Source organism: Lutibacter oceani (assembly GCF_003384935.1).
Classification (GTDB): Bacteria; Bacteroidota; Bacteroidia; order Flavobacteriales; family Flavobacteriaceae; genus Lutibacter; species Lutibacter oceani.
Genome location: NZ_QTTQ01000012.1, coordinates 99511 through 120112, shown reverse-complemented (window position 1 = coordinate 120112; position 20602 = coordinate 99511). Strand labels below are relative to the sequence as shown.

General features: G+C 29.1%; 17 protein-coding genes, 1 tRNA gene and 1 other RNA gene. 11 read left to right on the top strand and 8 right to left on the bottom strand.

What is annotated here, in order from left to right; translation table 11 throughout:
* Positions 1-21 precede the first annotated feature (21 nt).
* From BX611_RS13415 to BX611_RS13385, 7 genes are all read left to right on the top strand, one after another.
* A complete protein-coding gene (locus tag BX611_RS13415) occupies positions 22-1368 on the top strand; it encodes a 2TM domain-containing protein (protein ID WP_115882179.1) in 1347 nt (448 codons plus the stop codon).
* Between the two features lie 86 nt (positions 1369-1454).
* Entirely contained in the window at positions 1455-1754 is a 300-nt protein-coding gene (locus BX611_RS13410; protein WP_115882177.1) for a 2TM domain-containing protein, read from the top strand.
* Between the two features lies 1 nt (position 1755).
* Complete coding sequence (locus BX611_RS13405) at positions 1756-2070, top strand: 2TM domain-containing protein (protein ID WP_240324990.1); 315 nt, start codon at positions 1756-1758, stop codon at positions 2068-2070.
* Positions 2071-2138: 68 nt separating this feature from the next.
* Positions 2139-2891: a LytR/AlgR family response regulator transcription factor gene (locus tag BX611_RS13400; protein WP_115882173.1), complete on the top strand. Its 753-nt coding sequence runs from the start codon at positions 2139-2141 to the stop codon at positions 2889-2891.
* Positions 2892-3076: 185 nt separating this feature from the next.
* Positions 3077-4996, top strand: coding sequence for a 30S ribosomal protein S1 (gene rpsA, locus BX611_RS13395; RefSeq protein ID WP_115882171.1), 1920 nt, complete (start codon positions 3077-3079; stop codon positions 4994-4996).
* Between the two features lie 106 nt (positions 4997-5102).
* Positions 5103-6485 (top strand): phosphoglucosamine mutase, encoded by a 1383-nt coding sequence (gene glmM, locus BX611_RS13390; protein WP_115882169.1) that lies wholly within the window; start codon positions 5103-5105, stop codon positions 6483-6485.
* A 9-nt stretch (positions 6486-6494) separates the two neighbouring features.
* A complete protein-coding gene (locus BX611_RS13385) occupies positions 6495-7325 on the top strand; it encodes a hypothetical protein (RefSeq protein ID WP_115882167.1) in 831 nt (276 codons plus the stop codon).
* Between the two features lie 105 nt (positions 7326-7430).
* Here BX611_RS13385 and BX611_RS13380 read toward each other — a convergent pair whose 3' ends face one another.
* Positions 7431-8312 (bottom strand): lysophospholipid acyltransferase family protein, encoded by an 882-nt coding sequence (locus BX611_RS13380; protein ID WP_115882165.1) that lies wholly within the window; start codon positions 8310-8312, stop codon positions 7431-7433.
* A 107-nt stretch (positions 8313-8419) separates the two neighbouring features.
* On the opposite strand from BX611_RS13380, the gene BX611_RS13375 reads away from it, so the two are divergent.
* Positions 8420-9064, top strand: a complete 645-nt coding sequence (locus tag BX611_RS13375) for a rhomboid family intramembrane serine protease (RefSeq protein ID WP_181897251.1) — start codon at positions 8420-8422, stop codon at positions 9062-9064.
* Between the two features lie 32 nt (positions 9065-9096).
* On the opposite strand, the gene BX611_RS13370 is transcribed toward BX611_RS13375, so the two are convergent.
* From BX611_RS13370 to BX611_RS13350, 5 genes are all read right to left on the bottom strand, one after another.
* Positions 9097-9169, bottom strand: a tRNA-Gly gene (locus BX611_RS13370).
* A gap of 270 nt (positions 9170-9439) precedes the next feature.
* Positions 9440-11263 (bottom strand): ABC transporter ATP-binding protein, encoded by a 1824-nt coding sequence (locus BX611_RS13365; protein ID WP_115882163.1) that lies wholly within the window; start codon positions 11261-11263, stop codon positions 9440-9442.
* Between the two features lie 28 nt (positions 11264-11291).
* Positions 11292-13007 carry a phospho-sugar mutase gene (locus tag BX611_RS13360; RefSeq protein WP_115882161.1) on the bottom strand — a complete coding sequence of 572 codons (1716 nt, stop codon included), beginning with the start codon at positions 13005-13007 and terminating at the stop codon, positions 11292-11294.
* A gap of 73 nt (positions 13008-13080) precedes the next feature.
* Positions 13081-14028, bottom strand: a complete 948-nt coding sequence (locus BX611_RS13355) for a glycosyltransferase family 2 protein (RefSeq protein ID WP_115882159.1) — start codon at positions 14026-14028, stop codon at positions 13081-13083.
* Positions 14029-14043: 15 nt separating this feature from the next.
* On the bottom strand, positions 14044-14571 hold the full coding sequence (locus BX611_RS13350; protein WP_115882157.1) for a DUF4199 domain-containing protein: 528 nt from the start codon (positions 14569-14571) through the stop codon (positions 14044-14046).
* A gap of 181 nt (positions 14572-14752) precedes the next feature.
* On the opposite strand from BX611_RS13350, the gene ffs reads away from it, so the two are divergent.
* Positions 14753-14851, top strand: an RNA gene (gene ffs / locus BX611_RS13345) — signal recognition particle sRNA small type.
* A gap of 136 nt (positions 14852-14987) precedes the next feature.
* A complete protein-coding gene (locus BX611_RS13340) occupies positions 14988-15791 on the top strand; it encodes an SDR family oxidoreductase (RefSeq protein ID WP_115882653.1) in 804 nt (267 codons plus the stop codon).
* Between the two features lie 9 nt (positions 15792-15800).
* On the opposite strand, the gene BX611_RS13335 is transcribed toward BX611_RS13340, so the two are convergent.
* Positions 15801-17351 carry a T9SS type A sorting domain-containing protein gene (locus BX611_RS13335; RefSeq protein WP_115882155.1) on the bottom strand — a complete coding sequence of 517 codons (1551 nt, stop codon included), beginning with the start codon at positions 17349-17351 and terminating at the stop codon, positions 15801-15803.
* A gap of 455 nt (positions 17352-17806) precedes the next feature.
* Between BX611_RS13335 and fsa the strand changes: the two genes are divergently transcribed.
* On the top strand, positions 17807-18460 hold the full coding sequence (gene fsa, locus BX611_RS13330; protein ID WP_115882153.1) for a fructose-6-phosphate aldolase: 654 nt from the start codon (positions 17807-17809) through the stop codon (positions 18458-18460).
* 142 nt (positions 18461-18602) lie between these two features.
* Here the strand turns inward: fsa and uvrB are convergent, their stop codons facing one another.
* Positions 18603-20591 carry an excinuclease ABC subunit UvrB gene (gene uvrB / locus BX611_RS13325; RefSeq protein ID WP_115882151.1) on the bottom strand — a complete coding sequence of 663 codons (1989 nt, stop codon included), beginning with the start codon at positions 20589-20591 and terminating at the stop codon, positions 18603-18605.
* Positions 20592-20602: the final 11 nt, after the last annotated feature.

Genomic DNA, 20602 nt, shown 5'->3' with positions numbered 1-20602 from the left:
ATAAAATTAACCAATATTAAAATGAAAACTAACATTAAATACCTGTTAAAAATATCTTTAATAATAGCAATTATATTATTTGTATTTGAACGATTAGTATTTAATGGAGGTTTTAATTTACCTGTAAATGAATTGTTAAAAGTATTTGGAATTCATTTTATGTATGCTTTTGTATTAAGTTCAATAAATGGGTTTTTCTATAAATTTTTAGAAACTAAATTTTCTTGGAAAGATCATTCGCAAAAACGATTAATAATTGGGGCATTTGGTTCTGTTGCTTTAACAATGCTTGGGTTAAGCCTTTTAAGATTTATAACGCTAATAGTAATTTTAGGAAAACCTATTGAGGCATTTTTAAATGATGAATATGCTAAGAATTATTACCTCTTTGGATTAATAGTAACATTGTTTGTAAGTCTTATTTTTCATGCAATATTTTTTTATAAAGCATTAACCGAAAAAAAAGTAAAAGAACAGCAGATAGTTGCAAAAACTGAAACAGCTAAATACGAATCTTTAAAAAGTCAAATAGATCCACATTTTTTGTTTAATAGTTTAAACGTTTTAACTTCTCTTATTAGTGAAAATCCAAAGCAAGCCGAAAAGTTTACAACAAAATTATCAAAGGTTTATAGGTATGTTTTAGAACAAAAAAGTAAAGATTTAATTGATTTAGATGAAGAATTACAATTTGCAAAAGCATATATGGAATTATTAAAAATGCGTTTTGAAGATGCAGTAACATTTGAAATTCCAGAGAAAGCGAGCAATCCAGAATTTAAAATTATTCCGTTGTCTTTACAATTATTGTTGGAAAACACAATTAAACACAACGTGGTTTCAGAGGGTAATCCTTTAAAAGTTACAATTAAAGAAGAAAATGGGTATTTAATAATTACAAATAATTACAACCCAAAAACAACCATTGAACAAGGAACAAGAGTTGGATTAAAAAATATTATTGACAGGTATAACTTAATTACCTTAAAAAAAGTATATGTTGAAAAACAAGTCGAAAAATTCACGGTAAAATTACCGTTATTAACGCAAAAAACTACAATTATGAAAACATCAGAAAATATAGAAAGCAGCAAATATTTACGTGCAGTTGAGCGCGTTGAAGAAATAAAAGGATTTTATTCAAACCTAATTGCATATTGTATTGTAATTCCTTTTTTAATTTTTATTTATTTTAAATATACACCATACACAATACAGTGGTTTTGGTTTCCAATGTTGGGTTGGGGACTAGGGTTAATTTTTCAGGGATTTAAAGCTTTTGCTTACAATCCGTTTTTAGGAAGAGATTGGGAAGAGCGAAAAATTAAGGAATATATGAATGAGGATAACAAACAATATTGGGAATAAACTAAATAGTTTAAAAGTTATAAGTCAAAATCAAAAATTGAAATAAGTATTGGTTAAATAACCTTTAAAATTTAAAAAACAACAACATGAAAAAATATTATACAGAAGAAGACAAATATATACGAGCTAAGAAAAAAGTAGATAATATTAAAGGTTTTTATGCAAATTTATTAGCGTATTGTTTAGTAATTCCTTTTCTATTTTTTATAAATTATCTAACATCTCCAGGGTATTACTGGTTTTGGTGGCCAATGATGGGTTGGGGAATAGGTATTGTTTTGCACGCCTTTGGAGTTTTTGGACATAGCATTATTTTAGGGAAAGACTGGGAGGAAAGAAAGATTAAGGAAATTATGGATAAAGATAATAATCAAAAATATGAATAAGATGGAAAATTCAAATTTAGAAGAGCAAAAATATATTAGAGCAAAAAAGAAAGTTAAAGCAATAAAAGGATTTTATGTACACCTAGCGGTTTATATTTTAGTAAATTTATTTTTAATAATTATAAGAGTATTTTCAAATAATGGATACGAAGAGTTGTGGCAATGGCAAACCTATAATACAGCTATATTTTGGGGAATAGGAATTGCTTTTCACGCTTTTAATGTTTTCGGAATGAACTTTTTATTAGGTTCTAATTGGGAAGATCGAAAAATAAAAGAAATGATGGATAAGGATAAAAAGGATTTGTGGGAGTAAGTTTTAAGTTAAAAGTGAAGAATTGTATTACTAAAAATTAATACTTAATTAAACAATTAAATAAAAAAATGAAAGTAGTAATAATTGAAGATGAAAAACCTGCTGCCAGAAGGTTAAACAGAATGTTAAATGAGTTTGACATTGAACCTTTAACAATGTTACATTCTGTTGAAGAATCTGTAAATTGGTTTCATAATAACGAACATCCAGATTTATTATTTTTAGATATTCAGCTTTCAGATGGTTTATCTTTTGAAATTTTTGAAGAAGTTGAAATTAAAAGTGCGATTATTTTTACAACTGCCTATGACGAATATGCATTAAAAGCATTTAAGTTAAATAGTATAGATTATTTATTAAAACCAATTGATTCTGATGAACTTGAAAATGCAATAAATCAATATAAAAATTTAGTAAATTCTAATTCAAATACTCGTTTAAATTTAGAACAAATTAAAGATTTAATTGCACCTTCAGAAAAAAGCTATAAAAAACGATTTACCGTAAAAATAGGGCAGCATTTAAAAATGATTTCAATAGAATCAATAGAGTGTTTTTATAGTGAAAATAAATCAACACATATACATACTACGGATAATAGAAGTTATTTACTTGAAGAATCTTTAGAACAGCTTGAAGAAAAATTACAGCCAGAAACATTTTTTAGAGTAAGCCGTAAATATTTTGTAAATATAAATTCAATTAAAGACATTATTTCATATACCAATAGTCGTTTAAAATTAATTCTTCAATCGTATAATGAAGCTGAAATTATTGTAAGTCGCGAACGTGTTAAAGAATTTAAAAATTGGATAGATTAATTTTATAGATAATTGCTTCATTTTCTTTTTGTTATAATAAAATAAATTCATTAAATTTGCACTCCTTTTTACGAGAACAGATTTAAAAAGGAATTTATTAAAAAATAATATAAATAATCTCTTAGAATTATTATCGTTTAAAAATCTGAATAACAATAAGATACAAATAATAATCATCAGCAAATATGTCTGAAGAAACAAAAAAAACTGAAGAGCAAGTTGAAGCTACTGAAGTACAAAAAACAACAGCTGCAGCAGAAACTACAAACGCAAAAGCTGAAAAAGCAATCGAAAAAATTGAAGAAACTGTAAAAGAAGTGGAAACTCCAGAAGCAGTAGAAGAAGTAAAAGAGGTTGTAGAAAAAGTAAGTCCTGAAGAATTCTTAGAAAACTTTGACTGGCACAAATACGAAGAAGGTATTGAAGCAGTTGATGAAGAAAACATTAAAGCTTTTGAATCAGCTTTAGATGGAACTTTAGGTTTAGTAAATGAAAGAGAAGTAATTGATGGTACAGTTGTAAGAAAAACTGACCGTGAGGCAATTATTGATATTAACTCTAAATCAGAAGGAGTTATTTCTTTAAACGAATTCCGTTACAATCCTAACCTAGCTGTAGGTGATATTGTTGAGGTTTTAGTTGATAAAAGAGAAGATAGTACTGGTCAATTAGTATTATCACACAAAAAAGCAAGAGTTATTAAAGCTTGGGATCGTGTAAATAATGCACACGAAACAGGTGAAGTAGTTAACGGTTTTGTTAAGTGCAGAACTCGTGGAGGTATGATTGTAGATGTTTTCGGAATTGAAGCATTCTTACCAGGTTCTCAAATTGATGTAAAACCAATTAGAGACTACGATCAATACGTAGAGAAAACAATGGAATTCAAAGTTGTAAAAATCAACCAAGAATTTAAAAATGTTGTTGTATCTCACAAAGCACTTATTGAAGCTGATATTGAAATTCAGAAAAAAGAAATTATAGGTAAATTAGAAAAAGGACAAGTATTAGAAGGTGTTGTTAAAAACATTACTTCTTACGGTGTATTTGTTGATTTAGGTGGTGTTGACGGTTTAGTTCACATTACAGATTTATCTTGGTCTAGAATTAACCACCCAAGTGAGGTAGTTGAATTAGATCAAACATTAAACGTAGTAATTCTTGATTTTGATGATGAGAAAACAAGAATTCAATTAGGTTTAAAACAATTAAATGCACACCCTTGGGAAGCATTAGATGAGAATATTAAAGTAGGTGATACAGTAAAAGGTAAAGTAGTAGTACTTGCTGATTATGGTGCATTTATTGAAGTAGCTCAAGGAGTTGAAGGATTAATTCACGTTTCTGAAATGTCTTGGTCAACACATTTACGTTCTGCTCAGGATTTCGTATCTGTAGGTGATGAGGTTGAAGCTCAGGTTTTAACTTTAGATAGAGAAGAAAGAAAAATGTCTTTAGGTATTAAGCAATTACATCCAGATCCTTGGAATAATATTGCTGAAAAATACCCAGTTGGTTCAACACATACAGGAACTGTACGTAACTATACTAATTTTGGTGTTTTTGTTGAGTTAGAAGAAGGAATTGATGGTTTAGTATATATTTCTGATCTTTCTTGGACTAAGAAAATTAAACATCCATCAGATTTTGTATCTGTAGGGGATAAATTAGAAGTTCAAGTTTTAGAATTAGATGTTGAAGGACGTAAATTAAATTTAGGTCATAAACAAACTACAGAAAATCCTTGGGATGCACACGAAGCTACTTTTGCTATAGATTCTATTCACGAAGGAACTGTAAAAGACAAAAGTGATAAAGGTTTAATTGTTACTTTAGAAGATGGTGTTGAGGCATTTGTACCTAGCCGTTTTACAACTAAAGAGGATGGAACTAAATTAGCTAAAGGCGATACTGATAAATTTAAAGTTATTGAATTTAACAAAGAGTTTAGACGTGTTGTAGCTTCTCATACATCAATATTTAAAGCTCAAGAAGAGAAAAATATTAAAGCTGCTCAGAAAAAAGCTGATACAGCCGATAAAACTACTCTTGGAGATTTAGGTGGAGATTTAGCTGCTCTAAAGAAAAAAATGGAAGGGAAATAAAAATTTCTCATAGTATAATTTTAAAAAAAAGCTGTATCATTTGATACAGCTTTTTTTTTCATTATTACATCAATAAAATTTATCTTTGCTAAACTTAATTTTAGTTATGTCATTAATAAAATCAATTTCAGGAATTAGAGGAACTATAGGAGGAAAAGTTACAGATAATTTAACTCCAATAGATACAGTAAAATTTGCTGCAGCATATGGAATGTGGTTAAAAAATAATACCCAAAAAGATAATCTAACCGTTGTTATAGGTCGCGATGCACGTATTTCGGGTAAAATGGTAAGCAGCTTGGTGAGTAATACATTGGTAGGTTTGGGAATAAATGTTACAGATATAGGGTTATCAACTACACCAACAGTTGAAGTTGCTGTTACTATGGATGAAGCTGATGGAGGAATAATTATTACAGCAAGTCATAACCCAAAACAATGGAATGCTTTAAAATTATTAAACAATAAAGGTGAATTTTTAAATGCAATGGACGGAGAAAAAGTACTAGAAATTGCTGAAAATGATGCTTATTTATTTGCTGAAGTTAATAATTTAGGACATTATAGAAAAAAGAAAAATTACATAAATAAACACATTAATGAAGTTTTAAACTTAAAATTAGTTGATGTTGAAGCTATAAAAAAGGCAAAATTTAAAGTAGTTGTTGATGCTGTAAATTCTACAGGGGGTATTGCAATCCCAGCTTTGTTAGAAAAATTAGGCGTTGAATGTGTTGAATTATACTGTGAACCAAATGGAGAATTCCCTCACAATCCAGAGCCTTTAAAAGAGCATTTAACAGCTATTTCTGAGTTAGTAATTAAAGAAAAGGCTGATTTAGGTATTGTTGTTGATCCAGATGTAGATAGGCTTGCAATTGTAAACGAAGACGGTTCTATGTTTGGAGAGGAATATACATTAGTTGCTTGTGCAGATTATGTGTTGGGTAAAACAAAAGGGAATACAGTATCTAATTTATCATCCTCAAGAGCTTTAAGAGACATTACACTAAAACACGGAGGAAATTATGTAGCAAGTGCAGTTGGAGAAGTAAATGTAGTTACTTTAATGAAATCAACAAATGCAGTAATTGGTGGTGAAGGAAATGGAGGAATTATTTATCCAGAATCTCATTATGGAAGGGATTCCCTAGTTGGAGTTACATTATTTTTATCGCATTTAGCGAATTTAAAAATGTCTTGTAAAGCGTTAAGAGATAGTTACCCAAGTTATTTTATGAGCAAAAATAAAATAGAACTAACTCCAAAAATAAATGTTGATGTTATTTTAGAAAAAATGGCTTCTAAATATAAAAATGAAGATGTAATTACCATTGATGGTGTGAAAATTAATTTTGAAACAGAATGGGTTCATTTGAGAAAATCTAATACAGAACCAATAATAAGAATATATACTGAAAGTACTTCACAAAAAAATGCTGATGATTTAGCGCAACGATTTATTACTGAAATTAAAAATATTATCTAAAAAAAAATAATGAAATTAAAAATAGTAGCAATTTTATTGCTAGGGAAAACTATTGCCTATTCTCAAAGTGTAAATTATAATGATTCAGGCAGTAACAAAGGGAAATTTTTTGCGTATTGGGGGTGGAATAGCGGACGTTATTCAAACTCAGACATCACTTTTAAAGGTGAGAATTATAATTTTACCCTTTCTGATGTAGAATCAAAGGATAAACCAAAACCTTTTGGAATTTATTATTTCAAAATTGATGAGATTACAATTCCTCAAACTAATTTTAGAATTGGATATTTTTTTAAAGAAAATTATACAGTTTCATTAGGTGTTGACCATATGAAATATGTAATGAAAAATGACCAAACTGTAAAAATTAACGGAAAAATAAATTTAGGTGGTGATTTTGATGGAATTTATAATGATGATGATATTGTTTTAACGGAAGATTTTTTATTATTTGAGCATACTGATGGATTAAATTATGTAAATGTTGAATTAAGTAGATTTGATAATTTAGATAATTGGCTAAAATTTAAAATTAAGAATATTGATATTAATTTAACTGAAGGTATTGGAATAGGTGTTTTGTACCCAAAAACGAACACTACTTTGCTCGGAAAAGAACGTTATGATGAATTTCATGTTTCAGGTTTTGGATTTTCAGCGCATGCAGGTTTAAATATTACATTTTTTAAACACTTTTTTATACAATCTAATTTAAAGGTTGGTTATATAAATATGGGGGATATTAGAACTACAGCAAATAAAATAGATGCTGCTTCACAACATTTTACCTTTTTAGAAAATATGTATGTTTTTGGTGCCAGATTTGGAATTGGGAAATAGTAGTGAGTTGAAAGACTAAGACTAACATTGCTATTTATTAAACTATTCTATATTTGTTTTGAAGAGACGTTTACACAATTAAACAGTTTAACAATCAAATACTAATTAATTGGGAGCTTTATCTTTATGTTTAAAGCGTTTATGTGTCCAAAAATAAAATTCTGGTTGCTCTTTAATTTGCTTTTCAACTTTCTCTAAAAAAATGTCAGTTAATTCGTAATCGTTATATTTATTTGCATCATTTGTAATTAAACTAAATGTGGTTTCGTAATATCCACGCTTTACTTTTTTTACTTGCATAAATACAATGTTTAAATCATATTTTTTTGCAAGCATTTCTGCTCCAGTATGTATAGGAACTTTAACACCTAAAAAATTATTCCAATAAAAAGTTTTTTTCAATTGTGGAGATTGATCACTTAAAAGCCCGTACAACGATTGAATATTCTCTTTACTATTTTTATCAATTTCACTAATTATAAAGGAAGTAGGTTTAAAAAACACCCCAAACCGTTCTCGGGTTTTTAATATTTTGTTCTCAAAATATGGGTTATTAACCTTTGTGTATGCAGCATAACCTTTATAATTTATTTTAGAAGGTAAATTTATAACCCATTCCCAATTACCATAATGTCCACCTGTAAGAATAGCACTTTTACCATCTTTATATAAATCCTTAAGTAAATCAACATTTGTATATTTATAGTGCTCATTTATTTCTTTTTCAGAAATGGTAAACGATTTAATCATTTCAATAAAAATATCAACAAAATGATGGTAAAATAGTTTACTGATTTTTACAAGTTCTTTATCAGTTTTCTCTGGAAAAGCTAGTTTTAAATTACTAAAAACCACTTTTTTTCTGTAACCAATTATATAATAGACTAATAAATAAACTCCATCAGATATAAAATATAAAACACGAAAAGGAAGTATAGATAACAACCAAATTATCGGGTAAACAAGTATGTAAATTAATAGATTCATAATTATTGAATGCAAATATCGTATTTAATTTTTTATTACTTCATAAACATTTAATTCAATATCATCAATTTTTTATACATTCGTGCATTCAGATAAAAATAATTAAGATGAATATTGATAAAATACTTTTAATTCTTATAATAGCTAACGTAATTGCATCTATAAAAGGATTTAGTGATCGTTTGTTTTTTGATAAATACAAGTTTCAAATTGGAGCTGTTAACAGAGGTGAAAAAATTAGAATGTTAACATCAGCATTTTTACACGTAGATTATTTACACTTAATTTTAAATATGTATGTTTTGTACATTTTTGCTCCAATTATTATTGTAAAGCTGGGAGTTATAAAATTTTTAATTATTTATTTCGGAAGTTTAATTGCCGGTAGTGTTTTAACTCTTGCTTATCATAAAAATGAATTGTATTACAGTGCTGTTGGTGCTTCAGGAGCAGTTGCTGGTATTATTTATGGTTCTATTTTATTAAATCCTAATATGAGTTTAATGATGTTTCCATTACCAATTCCTATTCCTGGTTATATTTTTGGTATAGGTTATTTGCTTTATTCAATTTATGGAATGAAAAAAAAGTTGGGGAATATAGGGCATTCGGCTCATTTAGGAGGTGCTATAGGCGGTTATGCTTTAATGTTACTGGTATTTCCAGAAGTTTTTTCATTAAGCACATCAACAGTTATAATATTGGGTGTTCCAATTGTTTTATTGCTGCTATTTGGAAATAAGTTAAAATAAAAAAAGCCAAACAATTGTTTGGCTTTTTTTTGAGCGAGAGACCGGGCTCGAACCGGCGACAGTCAGCTTGGAAGGCTGAAGCTCTACCAACTGAGCTACTCTCGCAATTGGTGGGGCAAATATACAATCCTTTTTAACTTTTACAAACGTTTTTTTAAGATATTTTAATTTTTTTTAGACATTTTTACCTTAATTCAAACATTCTCCTCTTTTATAAAAAGTTGCATTTTTACACTGTTATTATAAGTGTTTAATTAGAAGCTTTATAACCAATGGTTTGAATGAAAAAGGAATTATTTTATTTTAAGAAATAAGAACCGTTAACATTATTAATTAATTTTGAAATTAAGTGTATTTATTAACTGCGTTAATAAATTATAAAGTCTGCATTTCAACTAGTTTTTTGTATACACTATTGTTTGAAATCAATTCAGTATGTGTTCCCTTTTCAATAATTTTACCTTTTTGGAGTACTACAATAATATCAGCATTTTGAATGGTTGAAAGCCTGTGAGCAATTACTACAGAAGTTCTGTTTTGCATCATTTTTTCCAAAGCATCTTGAACCAATCGTTCAGATTCTGTATCTAAGGCAGATGTAGCTTCGTCTAAAATCATAATAGGTGGATTTTTAAGAACTGCACGGGCAATACTCAAACGTTGTTTTTGCCCACCAGATAATTTATTACCACTATCTCCAATATTTGAATCGTAACCATTGGGTAAATCCTTAACAAATTCGTGTGCATTTGCAATTTTAGAAGCAGCAATTATTTCTGCATCAGTTTTATTTTCTACACCTAATAAAATATTATTTTTAATAGAATCGTTAAATAAAATTGAATCTTGTGAAACTAGGCCTTGTAAATTTCTTAGTGATTTTTTTGTAATATTTTTAATGTCAATTCCATCAATTTTAATACTTCCCTCATTTACATCGTAAAACCGTGTAAGTAAATTTGCAATAGTTGATTTTCCACTTCCGGACTGGCCTACAAAAGCAACTGTTTTTCCTTTAGGGATTTCTAAAGAAAAATCTTTTAAAACGTATTCATCCTGATATTTGAATGAAACATTTTGAATGGAAATACCGGTATTGAAATTTTCTTTTTCCTGTGCATTTGGAGCGTCGGCCAAGGGAGATTCTGTATTTAAAATATCCAAAACGCGTTCAGCAGCAGCATCTCCTTTTTTAACTCCGTAAATAGCTTTTGAAATTGCCTTTGCAGGTGTTAAAATATTGTAAGCTAACCCCATATAAACAATAAAAGCATCAGGTGCAAGCGTTTTTTCAACCAAAACTAGTGAACCTCCATACCATAATAAAATGGCAATAACACCAATTCCTAAAAATTCACTTAATGGTGAAGCTAAATTTTGTCGGTTTAATAAAGAATTTGAAAACTTGTAAAAACGAGCTGTTGAATTTCTGAATTTTGAATTAAAATAATGTTCAGCATTAAAACCTTTAATAACTCTTAATCCTCCTAAAGTTTCTTCTAAAATGGATAAAAATTGACCTTGTTCTTTTTGTACACTATCCGATTGTTTTTTTAATTTTTTACCAACTAATGAAATTATAAACCCAGCTATTGGTATAAAAATAAATACAAAAAGTGTTAATTTTGGACTTAATGCCAACATTGCTATTATTGTAAAAATAATCATTAAAGGCTCCCTAACAATTAGTTCTAAAATAGATAAAAAGGAATGTTGAATTTCTAATACATCTGTTGAAATTCTGGCAATAATATCACCTTTTCTTTTTTCTGAAAAGTAAGCTAAAGGTAAATCAACAGTTTTTTCATACAAATCATTTCTAACATCTTTTAAAACTCCATTTCTTAAAAAGGTTATAAAATACATAGCTAAATAACCAAAAATATTTTTTAATAAAAAGGTGCTTATTATTATCACAATCATAAATAATAAGGCTTTTAATTCACCTTCATTATTTACTTTTTGTGTAATAAAATAATTGATTGAATTTTCTATATAATCACCTAATTTTGTAATTCCGTTGTAAGCAGGTGGAGTATTAATTGGTTCGGCACTTTTAAAAAGTACTTTTAACATAGGCATTAAGGATACAAATGCTAAAGTTCCAAATAATGCATAAAATATATTACTAATAATGTTAAAAAAACCGTATATCTTATACGGTTTTGCATAAATTAGTATTTGTCTGAAATATTTCATTAAATTTTAAATAGTATAATTAACTGGATTAAGTCAATTTCATTTCAACAATTATACGTTGTATTTTAGCATCTAATTCAGCTTCAACATTCTTTGCATTTTCAATAGCATCTAAGGGTGCATTTACACTAAAATAGAATTTTATTTTAGGTTCTGTCCCACTTGGTCTTGCAGCAATTTTAGTACCTTCTAACGTTTCATAAATTAAAACATTTGATTTTGGAATGTCAATTGTTTCAACAGTATTTGTAAGTAAATTGGTTTTTGTTGAAGCTTCGTAATCATATACAAAATTAACTTTAGAACCATCGATTTCAGTAACTGGATTTTCGCGTAAATCAACCATCATTTGTGCAATTTGCTGTGCACCATCCATTCCTTTTCTTACTAATGAAATTAAATGTTCTTTGTAAAAATTATTATTCACATAAATTTGTAATAATTCCTGATATATTGAACTTCCTTTAGATTTAGCTTCAGCTGCAATTTCACAAGCTAATAAAGTTGCAGTTACAGCATCTTTATCGCGCACAAAATCACCAACCATATAACCAAAACTTTCTTCACCACCACCAATAAATTCTTGTTTTCCTTCTGCTTCACGAACCATTTTAGCAATCCATTTAAAACCCGTTAAACCAACTTTAGTTTCAACACCATAACTTGCAGCTATTTCATTTACTAAATTAGTTGATACAATAGTTGAACCCACAAATTGTTTTCCGTTTAATTTCTCTGCTTCCTGCCATTTTTTAATTAAAAAGTTAGTCATTAAACACATGGTTTGATTTCCGTTTAACAACTTCATATTTCCTTCTAAATCTCTCACGGCAATTCCTAATCTATCACAATCAGGGTCTGTTCCAATAACAATGTCTGCACTAATTTTGTCGGCTAAATCAGTTGCCATTTTAAGGGCTGCTGGTTCTTCTGGATTAGGAGAAGCTACCGTTGGAAAATCACCATTTGGAACTCTTTGTTCTTCAACTATATGAACATCTGTATAACCAGCTTTTTCGAAAGCATTCGGTATAGCTGTAATAGATGTACCGTGTAAAGAAGTAAATACTATTTTTAAATTAGCTCTTCCTTCAATATTAAATGTACCGTTTTTAACGGATGCTTCAATAAATGCGTCATCAACTTTTTCTCCTACAACTTCAATTAAATTTTCATTTGCATTAAATTTAATGTCTGAAAATTCTAAGCTATTTACTTCATTTATAATTTCTCCATCTTGTGGTGGTACAATTTGTCCACCATCTGCCCAATATACTTTATAGCCATTATATTCTGGCGGATTGTGAGATGCAGTTAAAACAATTCCGGCATCACAACCTAAATATTTTACGGCAAAAGAAAGTTCAGGAGTTGGTCTTAAATCTTCAAATAGACAAACTTGTATCCCATTTGCAGAAAATACATCGGCAACAATTTTAGCAAAAGATTTACTGTTATGTCTGCAATCAAAAGCGATAGCAACTTTTATTTGTTTATTAGAAAAAGTTTGGTTTAAATAATTAGATAAACCTTGTGTAGCTTTACCTAATGTGTATTTGTTAATTCGGTTAGTTCCAACTCCCATAATTCCTCTCATTCCACCAGTTCCAAACTCCATATCTTTATAAAATCGATCTGCTAATTGATCTTGATCAGTATCAATTAAATGTTGAATTTCTTTTTTGGTTTCAGTGTCAAAAGTATCGGTTAGCCAAAGTTTAGCTTTTTCTAATAATGTGCTCATAATGTTTTTTAATCAAGTTTAATGCAAAAATACTGTAATTGAATGTAAATAAATAGTACTAATTACTAAAACGTTATAAATTGATTTTGTTTGAAATGGTATATCTTTTTGTACCTGATTTTGTACGAAGCATTATTTCGCCTAAAAAACCAGCTAAAAAGAATTGAGTACCAATAATCATTGTTACTAATGAAATATAAAATTGTGGCCTATCTGTAATTAGCCTTCCTGTTGGGTTGAAAAATAGCTTGTCAATACCTAAATAAAAGGCAAATGTACAACCTACAATAAACATTATTGTACCCAATAAACCGAATAAATGCATGGGGCTTTTACCAAAAGTAGATAAAAACCAAATGGTAATTAAATCTAAAAAACCGTTAATAAACCGATCCATCCCAAATTTTGTGACACCATATTTTCTGGCTTGATGTGCAACAACTTTTTCATCAATTTTATTAAATCCGGCATTTTTGGCAAGTACAGGAATGTAACGGTGCATTTCACCATTTACATCAATATTTTTAACTACTTCCTTTTTATATGCTTTTAGGCCGCAGTTAAAGTCATGTAATTTTAAGCCAGAAGTTTTTCTAGCAGCAGCATTAAAAAGTTTGGAAGGAATATTTTTTCTTATTTTAGAATCGTAACGTTTCTTTTTCCAGCCAGAAATTAAATCGAAACCATCTTTTGTAATTAAATTGTATAATTCAGGAATTTCTTCAGGACTGTCTTGTAAATCTGCATCCATGGTAATAACAACATCTCCTTCAACTTCTTTAAAACCAGCATTTAATGCTTGTGATTTTCCGTAGTTTTTTTGAAACTTAATTCCTTTAACTGCTGTATTTTTTTTTGAGAGGGTTTCTATAACCTTCCAAGAACTGTCTGTACTACCATCATCAATAAAAAGTATTTCATAAGAATAACGATTGGATTGCATAACCTTTGCAATCCAATCGTGTAATTCATTTAAAGATTCTTCTTCATTAAGTAGTGGAATAACTACTGATATATCCATTTATTTATTTTGTTTTTAATCTTCTTCAGTTCTTTTTAAAATTAAACCTTCAATTAATGAGATAATGAAACCAAATAATAAGCTACCAATAATTCCCATTGCAGCACCAATTAATGGACTCGAAAATTTTTCCTGCATTGCCTTTGCACCTTCCAATTGTTCATCTGTCATGTTAGGGTATTGTTCAAGCATTTTTTGTTCACTTACCTTCATCATATTTTCCATAAAATCAGGTTCTATAAAGTTGATGAAAATTTGATTGTATATAACGGAAATTATTGCTCCAATTAAAGCAATTCCTAAACCAATTTTTAAAGCCTGACCTAAACTTAATAGATTATTGTTACCTTCTTTAAATTTTTTAAGAGCCATAAAAGTTATAACAGCCATAATTACAAAGCTGGCAGCCATAACCCCAAATCCTTGGTCATAAATTTTACCCATTGCATAAATAGCAACTGAAAGAATAATTGAAACTACTCCTAAAATTAGGCCGTAATTTAACATTACTTGTTTTGATGATGTTGATTGTTGGTTTTCCATAATTGATTGTTTGTTTAAGATTAACAAATATACTAAATACACTTTTAGTATCTAAAGTTTAAGATTAACATTAATATTTATTTTTTTTAATAAATTATTAGTAAACAGTTCATTAAAAAAGTTACATAAAAATATAAAAAAAATGATTGTTTATACTAAAAAATGATTGTAAATTTGCACCGGGCAAGTCCTACACAACCAGCTCCCTTTGAATCCCCCAGGGCGGGAACGCAGCAAGGGTATTAGGTTGTAGCGGTGTGATGTAGGTAGCTTGCCTTTTTTTATGCTCCTATCTTAAATCCTTTCAAAAGGAACTGACTTCCAAAAAGCTTTAAATTTTTTAATAATATTTAATAATTAGGATGTACTCTAAATTTAACTTTTTAAATTTACAGCTTTCAAATTTCAAAATTAAAATGAGTAAAGTAGTATTAATAACAGGAGGTTCTTCTGGAATAGGGAAGTCTGTGGGTGAATTTTTAACCCAAAAAGGTTTTATTGTTTATGGAACAAGTAGAAATCCCCAAAGCATTAAAAATCATCCATTTAAACTAGTAGCTTTAGATGTTACAGATATTAAAACTATTGATGCTGCGGTAACCGAAGTTATTTCCAAAGAAGGAAGGTTAGATGTGCTTATTAACAATGCCGGAATGGGAATTACAGGTCCAATTGAAGAAACTCCAACTGAAGAAATGCGTAAAGTTTTTGATACAAACCTTTTTGGAGCAATTGATGTTATGAAAGCTGTTTTGCCACAAATGAGAGCACAAAAAAGCGGATTAATAATTAATGTTACTTCAATTGCAGGTTATATGGGCTTGCCTTTTAGGGGAATTTATTCCGCAACAAAAGGTGCTTTAGAGATTGTTACAGAAGGAATTAGAATGGAAGTTAAAGGATTTGGTATAGAAGTTACTAATGTTGCTCCAGGAGATTTCGCTACAAACATTGCATCAGGAAGATATCATACGCCCGTTTTTGAAAATTCGCCTTATAAAAAAACATACCAGGAAAATTTAGATTTAATGGATGCACATGTTGATAGTGGAGGTGATCCTATTGAAATGGCAAAAGCAATTCTTAAAATAATAAATACTCCAAAACCTAAAATACACTACAAAGTTGGAGATTTTATGCAGAAATTTTCAATTATTTTAAAAAAGATACTTTCTGATAAAATGTATGAAAGATTATTAATGAATCATTATAAATTATAAGCACTTAGCTTAATCTATAATTAATTTTTTTGCAATATTAACACCATTATTAGTAGCTTTCATAATATAAATTCCAGAAGCCCAACCTGTAACATTTACTTTAGTATTGGTTTTAGGCAGTACATTTATGGAATGCACTAACTGTCCGGTTAATGTATAAAACTTAAAAGAAGTTTCTCCATCGGTTACGTTATTACTAATATAACATTGTTCCTGGGCAGGATTTGGATATATAGAAATGTTAGTATTTAAGATATCCTCTTCAATTGAGAGTGTGCTAAAAGGGTCACTATTTAGAAAAAAACCAATAGTATTCAAATTAGAAGTAGTTAACGTACCCGTAGCACCCGAATTTTTATGCTGAAAAGAAGCATTAAAAGAGGTTCCTTCATTTATTCCACTTACAATACCAATCAATCCTCCACTACCTGTTGTTCCATTAAGAACATAGCGCTGTATTTCAAAAAGAGGTAATGTTCCTGCAGAACTCCCAAATTTGTAGGTAGCATATTCTATATTAGCACCCGAAGCCGACATATTATAGGTGGCATGCATAAAAAACTTATTATCTGTAATGCCATTTGTAGGAGCTGTTATAGAAGCCGTTGCTATGTCGCTATAACTATTTAAAGTACTTGTTGCACTTGGAGGGAAATCACTATAAGCAGGAAATACATCGTCTCCTGTGGCTATTGTACTTCTTAAAACAACAGCAGATATTGTAGCTCCAGTTGTTATAATATCTATTCCAGAATTTACCTTATGCGCTAGCCTAAAATAATAATTCCCGGCAGGTTTATTTTTAATTAAAGTGACTAAAGTAGCGGCACCATTACCATTTTCATTTGCGGCTATAATAGATCTTGTAATTTGAGAATTAGGAATATCTGTAAAAGTACTATTATCTATAGATTCTTGTAAACACCATGCCCCTACTGCCGGAGCATTTGCAGCCCTGGTAGAAAATGTTGAAACAATGTAAATATCTGCAGGTTTTTCAAGTACAATGCTATTTGTGTTTGCAGCTGCTACATAAGTTGAAGATGTAGTGCTTATTGAAACAGTTGTTGCTTGCCCATTAGGTAAGCTAACATTGCTACTAGCTATCTCAATAGCAGTAATTTCAGTTTTTGATGTAAATATTTTACTTACACCAGTTGTAGTTTTGGCTTGTTCTAAGCTAAAAGTTTTTGATCCTGTAAAACCCGCACCATAATCGAAAATAAATGAAATTGCGACAATCCCCTTGTCTGTATATGTTTTTGTTGTAACATAACGCGAAATATTTTGACCAAAATTAGTACCATCTGTCAACCTAAATTGAGTATTTATATCACTATTCCCACTAGTTACTTGAACTTCAATTGTTGCTTCTACTAATACCTTTACACCTGCTGTTAAATTAAGTGTTGTTGAAGCTACAGTATTCCAGACATTCACAGCAGTATTAGATGTAGCAGTACCTTGAGCAGATGATGCAGTTAAAGATTTTTGAGCATTAATAAATGTTATGTTTAAAAAGAAACATAAAATAGCTGTAATAAAAATATTTTTTTTCATAGTTCCTCAATATAATTCAAAATAGCACTTTAATATAAAAAATCTTTAACAAAAAAAACAACTTTCTTAGGCTTTAAAACAGGTAGTAATATATATAAATTAAAATTCTGTTTTAAATGAATGATATTTTTTTCTTCCCTAGCGGTTCAAAAACCAAAGATTTGTCTACTTTTTATAGAAGAAAATAAGTGAGAATTAATAAATAATACGCGAAGTATGGGATTTTATGTAGAAATTTTCAATTATTTTAAAAAAGGTACTTTCCGATAAAATGTATGAAAGATTATTAGTGAACCATTATAATATTAAATAAGTTACTTTAATATAAGTTAAATATTTATAAGGTTTATTTAAAAGTGTTAAAAATACACTTATTTAAAACATTTCTAGTTTAATATATTCTTATTCCATAGTATTATTTTATATTTGTGGATAAATTAATTAAAATTAAGACAATGAAATTTTTTATTGATACAGCAAACTTAGATCAAATTAAAGAAGCACAAGCTTTGGGTGTTTTAGATGGAGTAACTACTAATCCATCATTAATGGCAAAAGAAGGGATTACTGGAACTGAAAATATTTTACAACACTATGTTGATATTTGTAATATTGTTGATGGTGATGTTAGTGCTGAAGTAATTGCAACAGATTTTGCAGGAATGGTAAAAGAAGGTGAAGCTTTAGCAGCTTTACATCCTCAAATTGTTGTAAAATTACCTATGATTGCTGATGGAGTAAAAGCATGTAAATACTTTTCAGATAAAGGAATTAGAACAAATGTTACGTTGATTTTTTCAGTTGGACAAGCATTGTTAGCTGCAAAAGCAGGAGCAACCTATATGTCACCTTTTATTGGAAGATTAGATGATATTTCAACAGATGGTTTACATTTAATTTCTGAAATAAGACATATTTATGATAATTATGGTTTTGAAACTGAAATATTAGCAGCGTCAGTGCGTCATACAATGCATATTATAGATTGTGCTAAAATTGGTGCTGATGTTATGACAGGTCCTTTAAGTGCTATTAAAGGTTTATTAAAGCACCCTTTAACTGATAGTGGATTGGCCCAGTTTTTAAAGGATTATCAAAAAGGAAATTAGTACTTGGAATTATCAATTACGAATTACGATTTGTAATTTTAGCATAAAAAAAGCATTGAATTTATAATCAATGCTTTTTTTATTGGTTTTTAGAAGCTCAACCTAATAAATTACAGCTTGTGTATTTAGGGTAGTTATTTTATTACACTTTTTCTTTTAAAACTTTAATTTCATCACGTAATTTGGCAGCTACTATAAAATCTAAAGCTTTTGCAGCTTCTTCCATTAGTTTTCGTTTTTCTTTAATTCGTTTTTCAATTTCAGTTTTAGATAAGTAATTTAAGTCATCTTCGGCAGCCATATCAATTGAATTCTCGTAATGATACGAAGAAACGGTATTTTTAGCTAAGGTATTTTCTATACTCTTTTTAATTTGAGTTGGTGTAATATTATTTGCGGTATTATATGCTATTTGTTTTTCTCTTCTTCTAGCTGTCTCATCTATTGTTAATTGCATACTATTTGTAATTTTATCAGCATACATAATTGCAATCCCATTAACATTTCTTGCTGCCCTACCAATAGTTTGTGTTAAAGACCTATGAGATCTTAAAAAACCTTCCTTATCGGCATCTAAAATAGCAACTAAAGAAACTTCAGGTAAATCTAACCCTTCTCTTAATAAATTCACCCCAATTAGCACATCAAATAATCCTTTTCGTAAATCTTGCATAATTTCCACGCGCTCTAATGTATCTACATCAGAATGAATATAACGACATCTAATTTGAATTCTGGTTAAGTATTTTGATAATTCTTCAGCCATTCTTTTTGTTAAAGTTGTCACTAAAGTTCGTTCATCTTTTTCTACTCTAACTTGAATTTCTTCAATTAAATCGTCTATTTGATTAATACTTGGACGTACTTCAATTTCGGGATCTAACAATCCAGTAGGTCTAATTACTTGTTCAACAAAAACGCCTTCAGTTTTTTGTAATTCATAATCCGCAGGAGTAGCACTTACAAAAACAACTTGATTTTGAATGGCTTCAAACTCATCAAATTTTAGAGGTCTGTTGTCCATTGCAGCAGGTAATCTAAAACCATATTCAACCAAATTTTCTTTTCGAGACCTGTCTCCACCATACATGGCATGAACCTGCGGAACCGTTACGTGACTTTCATCAATAAGCATTAAATAATCATCTGGGAAATAATCCAATAAGCAGAAAGGTCTTGTTCCTGGATCTCGTCCGTCTAAATAACGTGAATAATTTTCAATTCCACTACAATAACCCAATTCACGAATCATTTCCAAATCAAATTCAGTACGCTCTTTTAAACGTTTTGCTTCTAAATGTTTGCCAATTTCTTTAAAATAATCTACTTGTTTTACTAAATCCTCTTGAATTGCATGAATAGCATTTTGCAATACATCAGGAGAAGTAACAAATAAATTTGCTGGGTAAATATTAAGTTGTTCAAATTTTTCTACTACCAGATTGTTAGTAACATCAAAACTTTCAATTTCTTCAATTTCATCTCCAAAAAAGTGAATTCTATAAGCGTGTTCACCATATGAAGGATAAACTGTAATGGTATCACCTTTAACTTTAAAAGTACCGCTACTTACTTCTATTTCAGTTCTTGAATATAAGCTGGTAACTAATAATTGTAAAAATTTTGTACGTGGAATAATTTGGTCAACCTCAATTGTAATTATATTTTTTTTAAATTCAACAGGGTTTCCAATACCGTAAATACATGAAACGGATGCAACTATTATTACATCTCTTCTTCCTGAAAGTAGGGCAGAAGAAGCACTTATTCTAAGTTTTTCTATATCTTCATTTATAGATAAATCTTTTTCTATATAGGTTCCTGTTGTAGGTAAAAAAGCTTCAGGTTGATAATAATCGTAATACGATACAAAATACTCAACTGCATTATTTGGAAAAAACTGTTTAAACTCTGAATATAACTGAGCCGCCAAAGTTTTATTATGTGCTAAAACTAACGTTGGTTTCTGAACTTTTTCAATCAAATTAGCAACAGTAAATGTTTTACCAGACCCCGTAACACCTAATAAAGTTTGAAATTTTTCATTAGAGATAATGCCTTCATAAAGCTGTTTTATAGCTTCGGGCTGATCTCCTGTAGGTTTAAATTTTGATTCTAATTTGAATTGCATTTTGCAAAAAT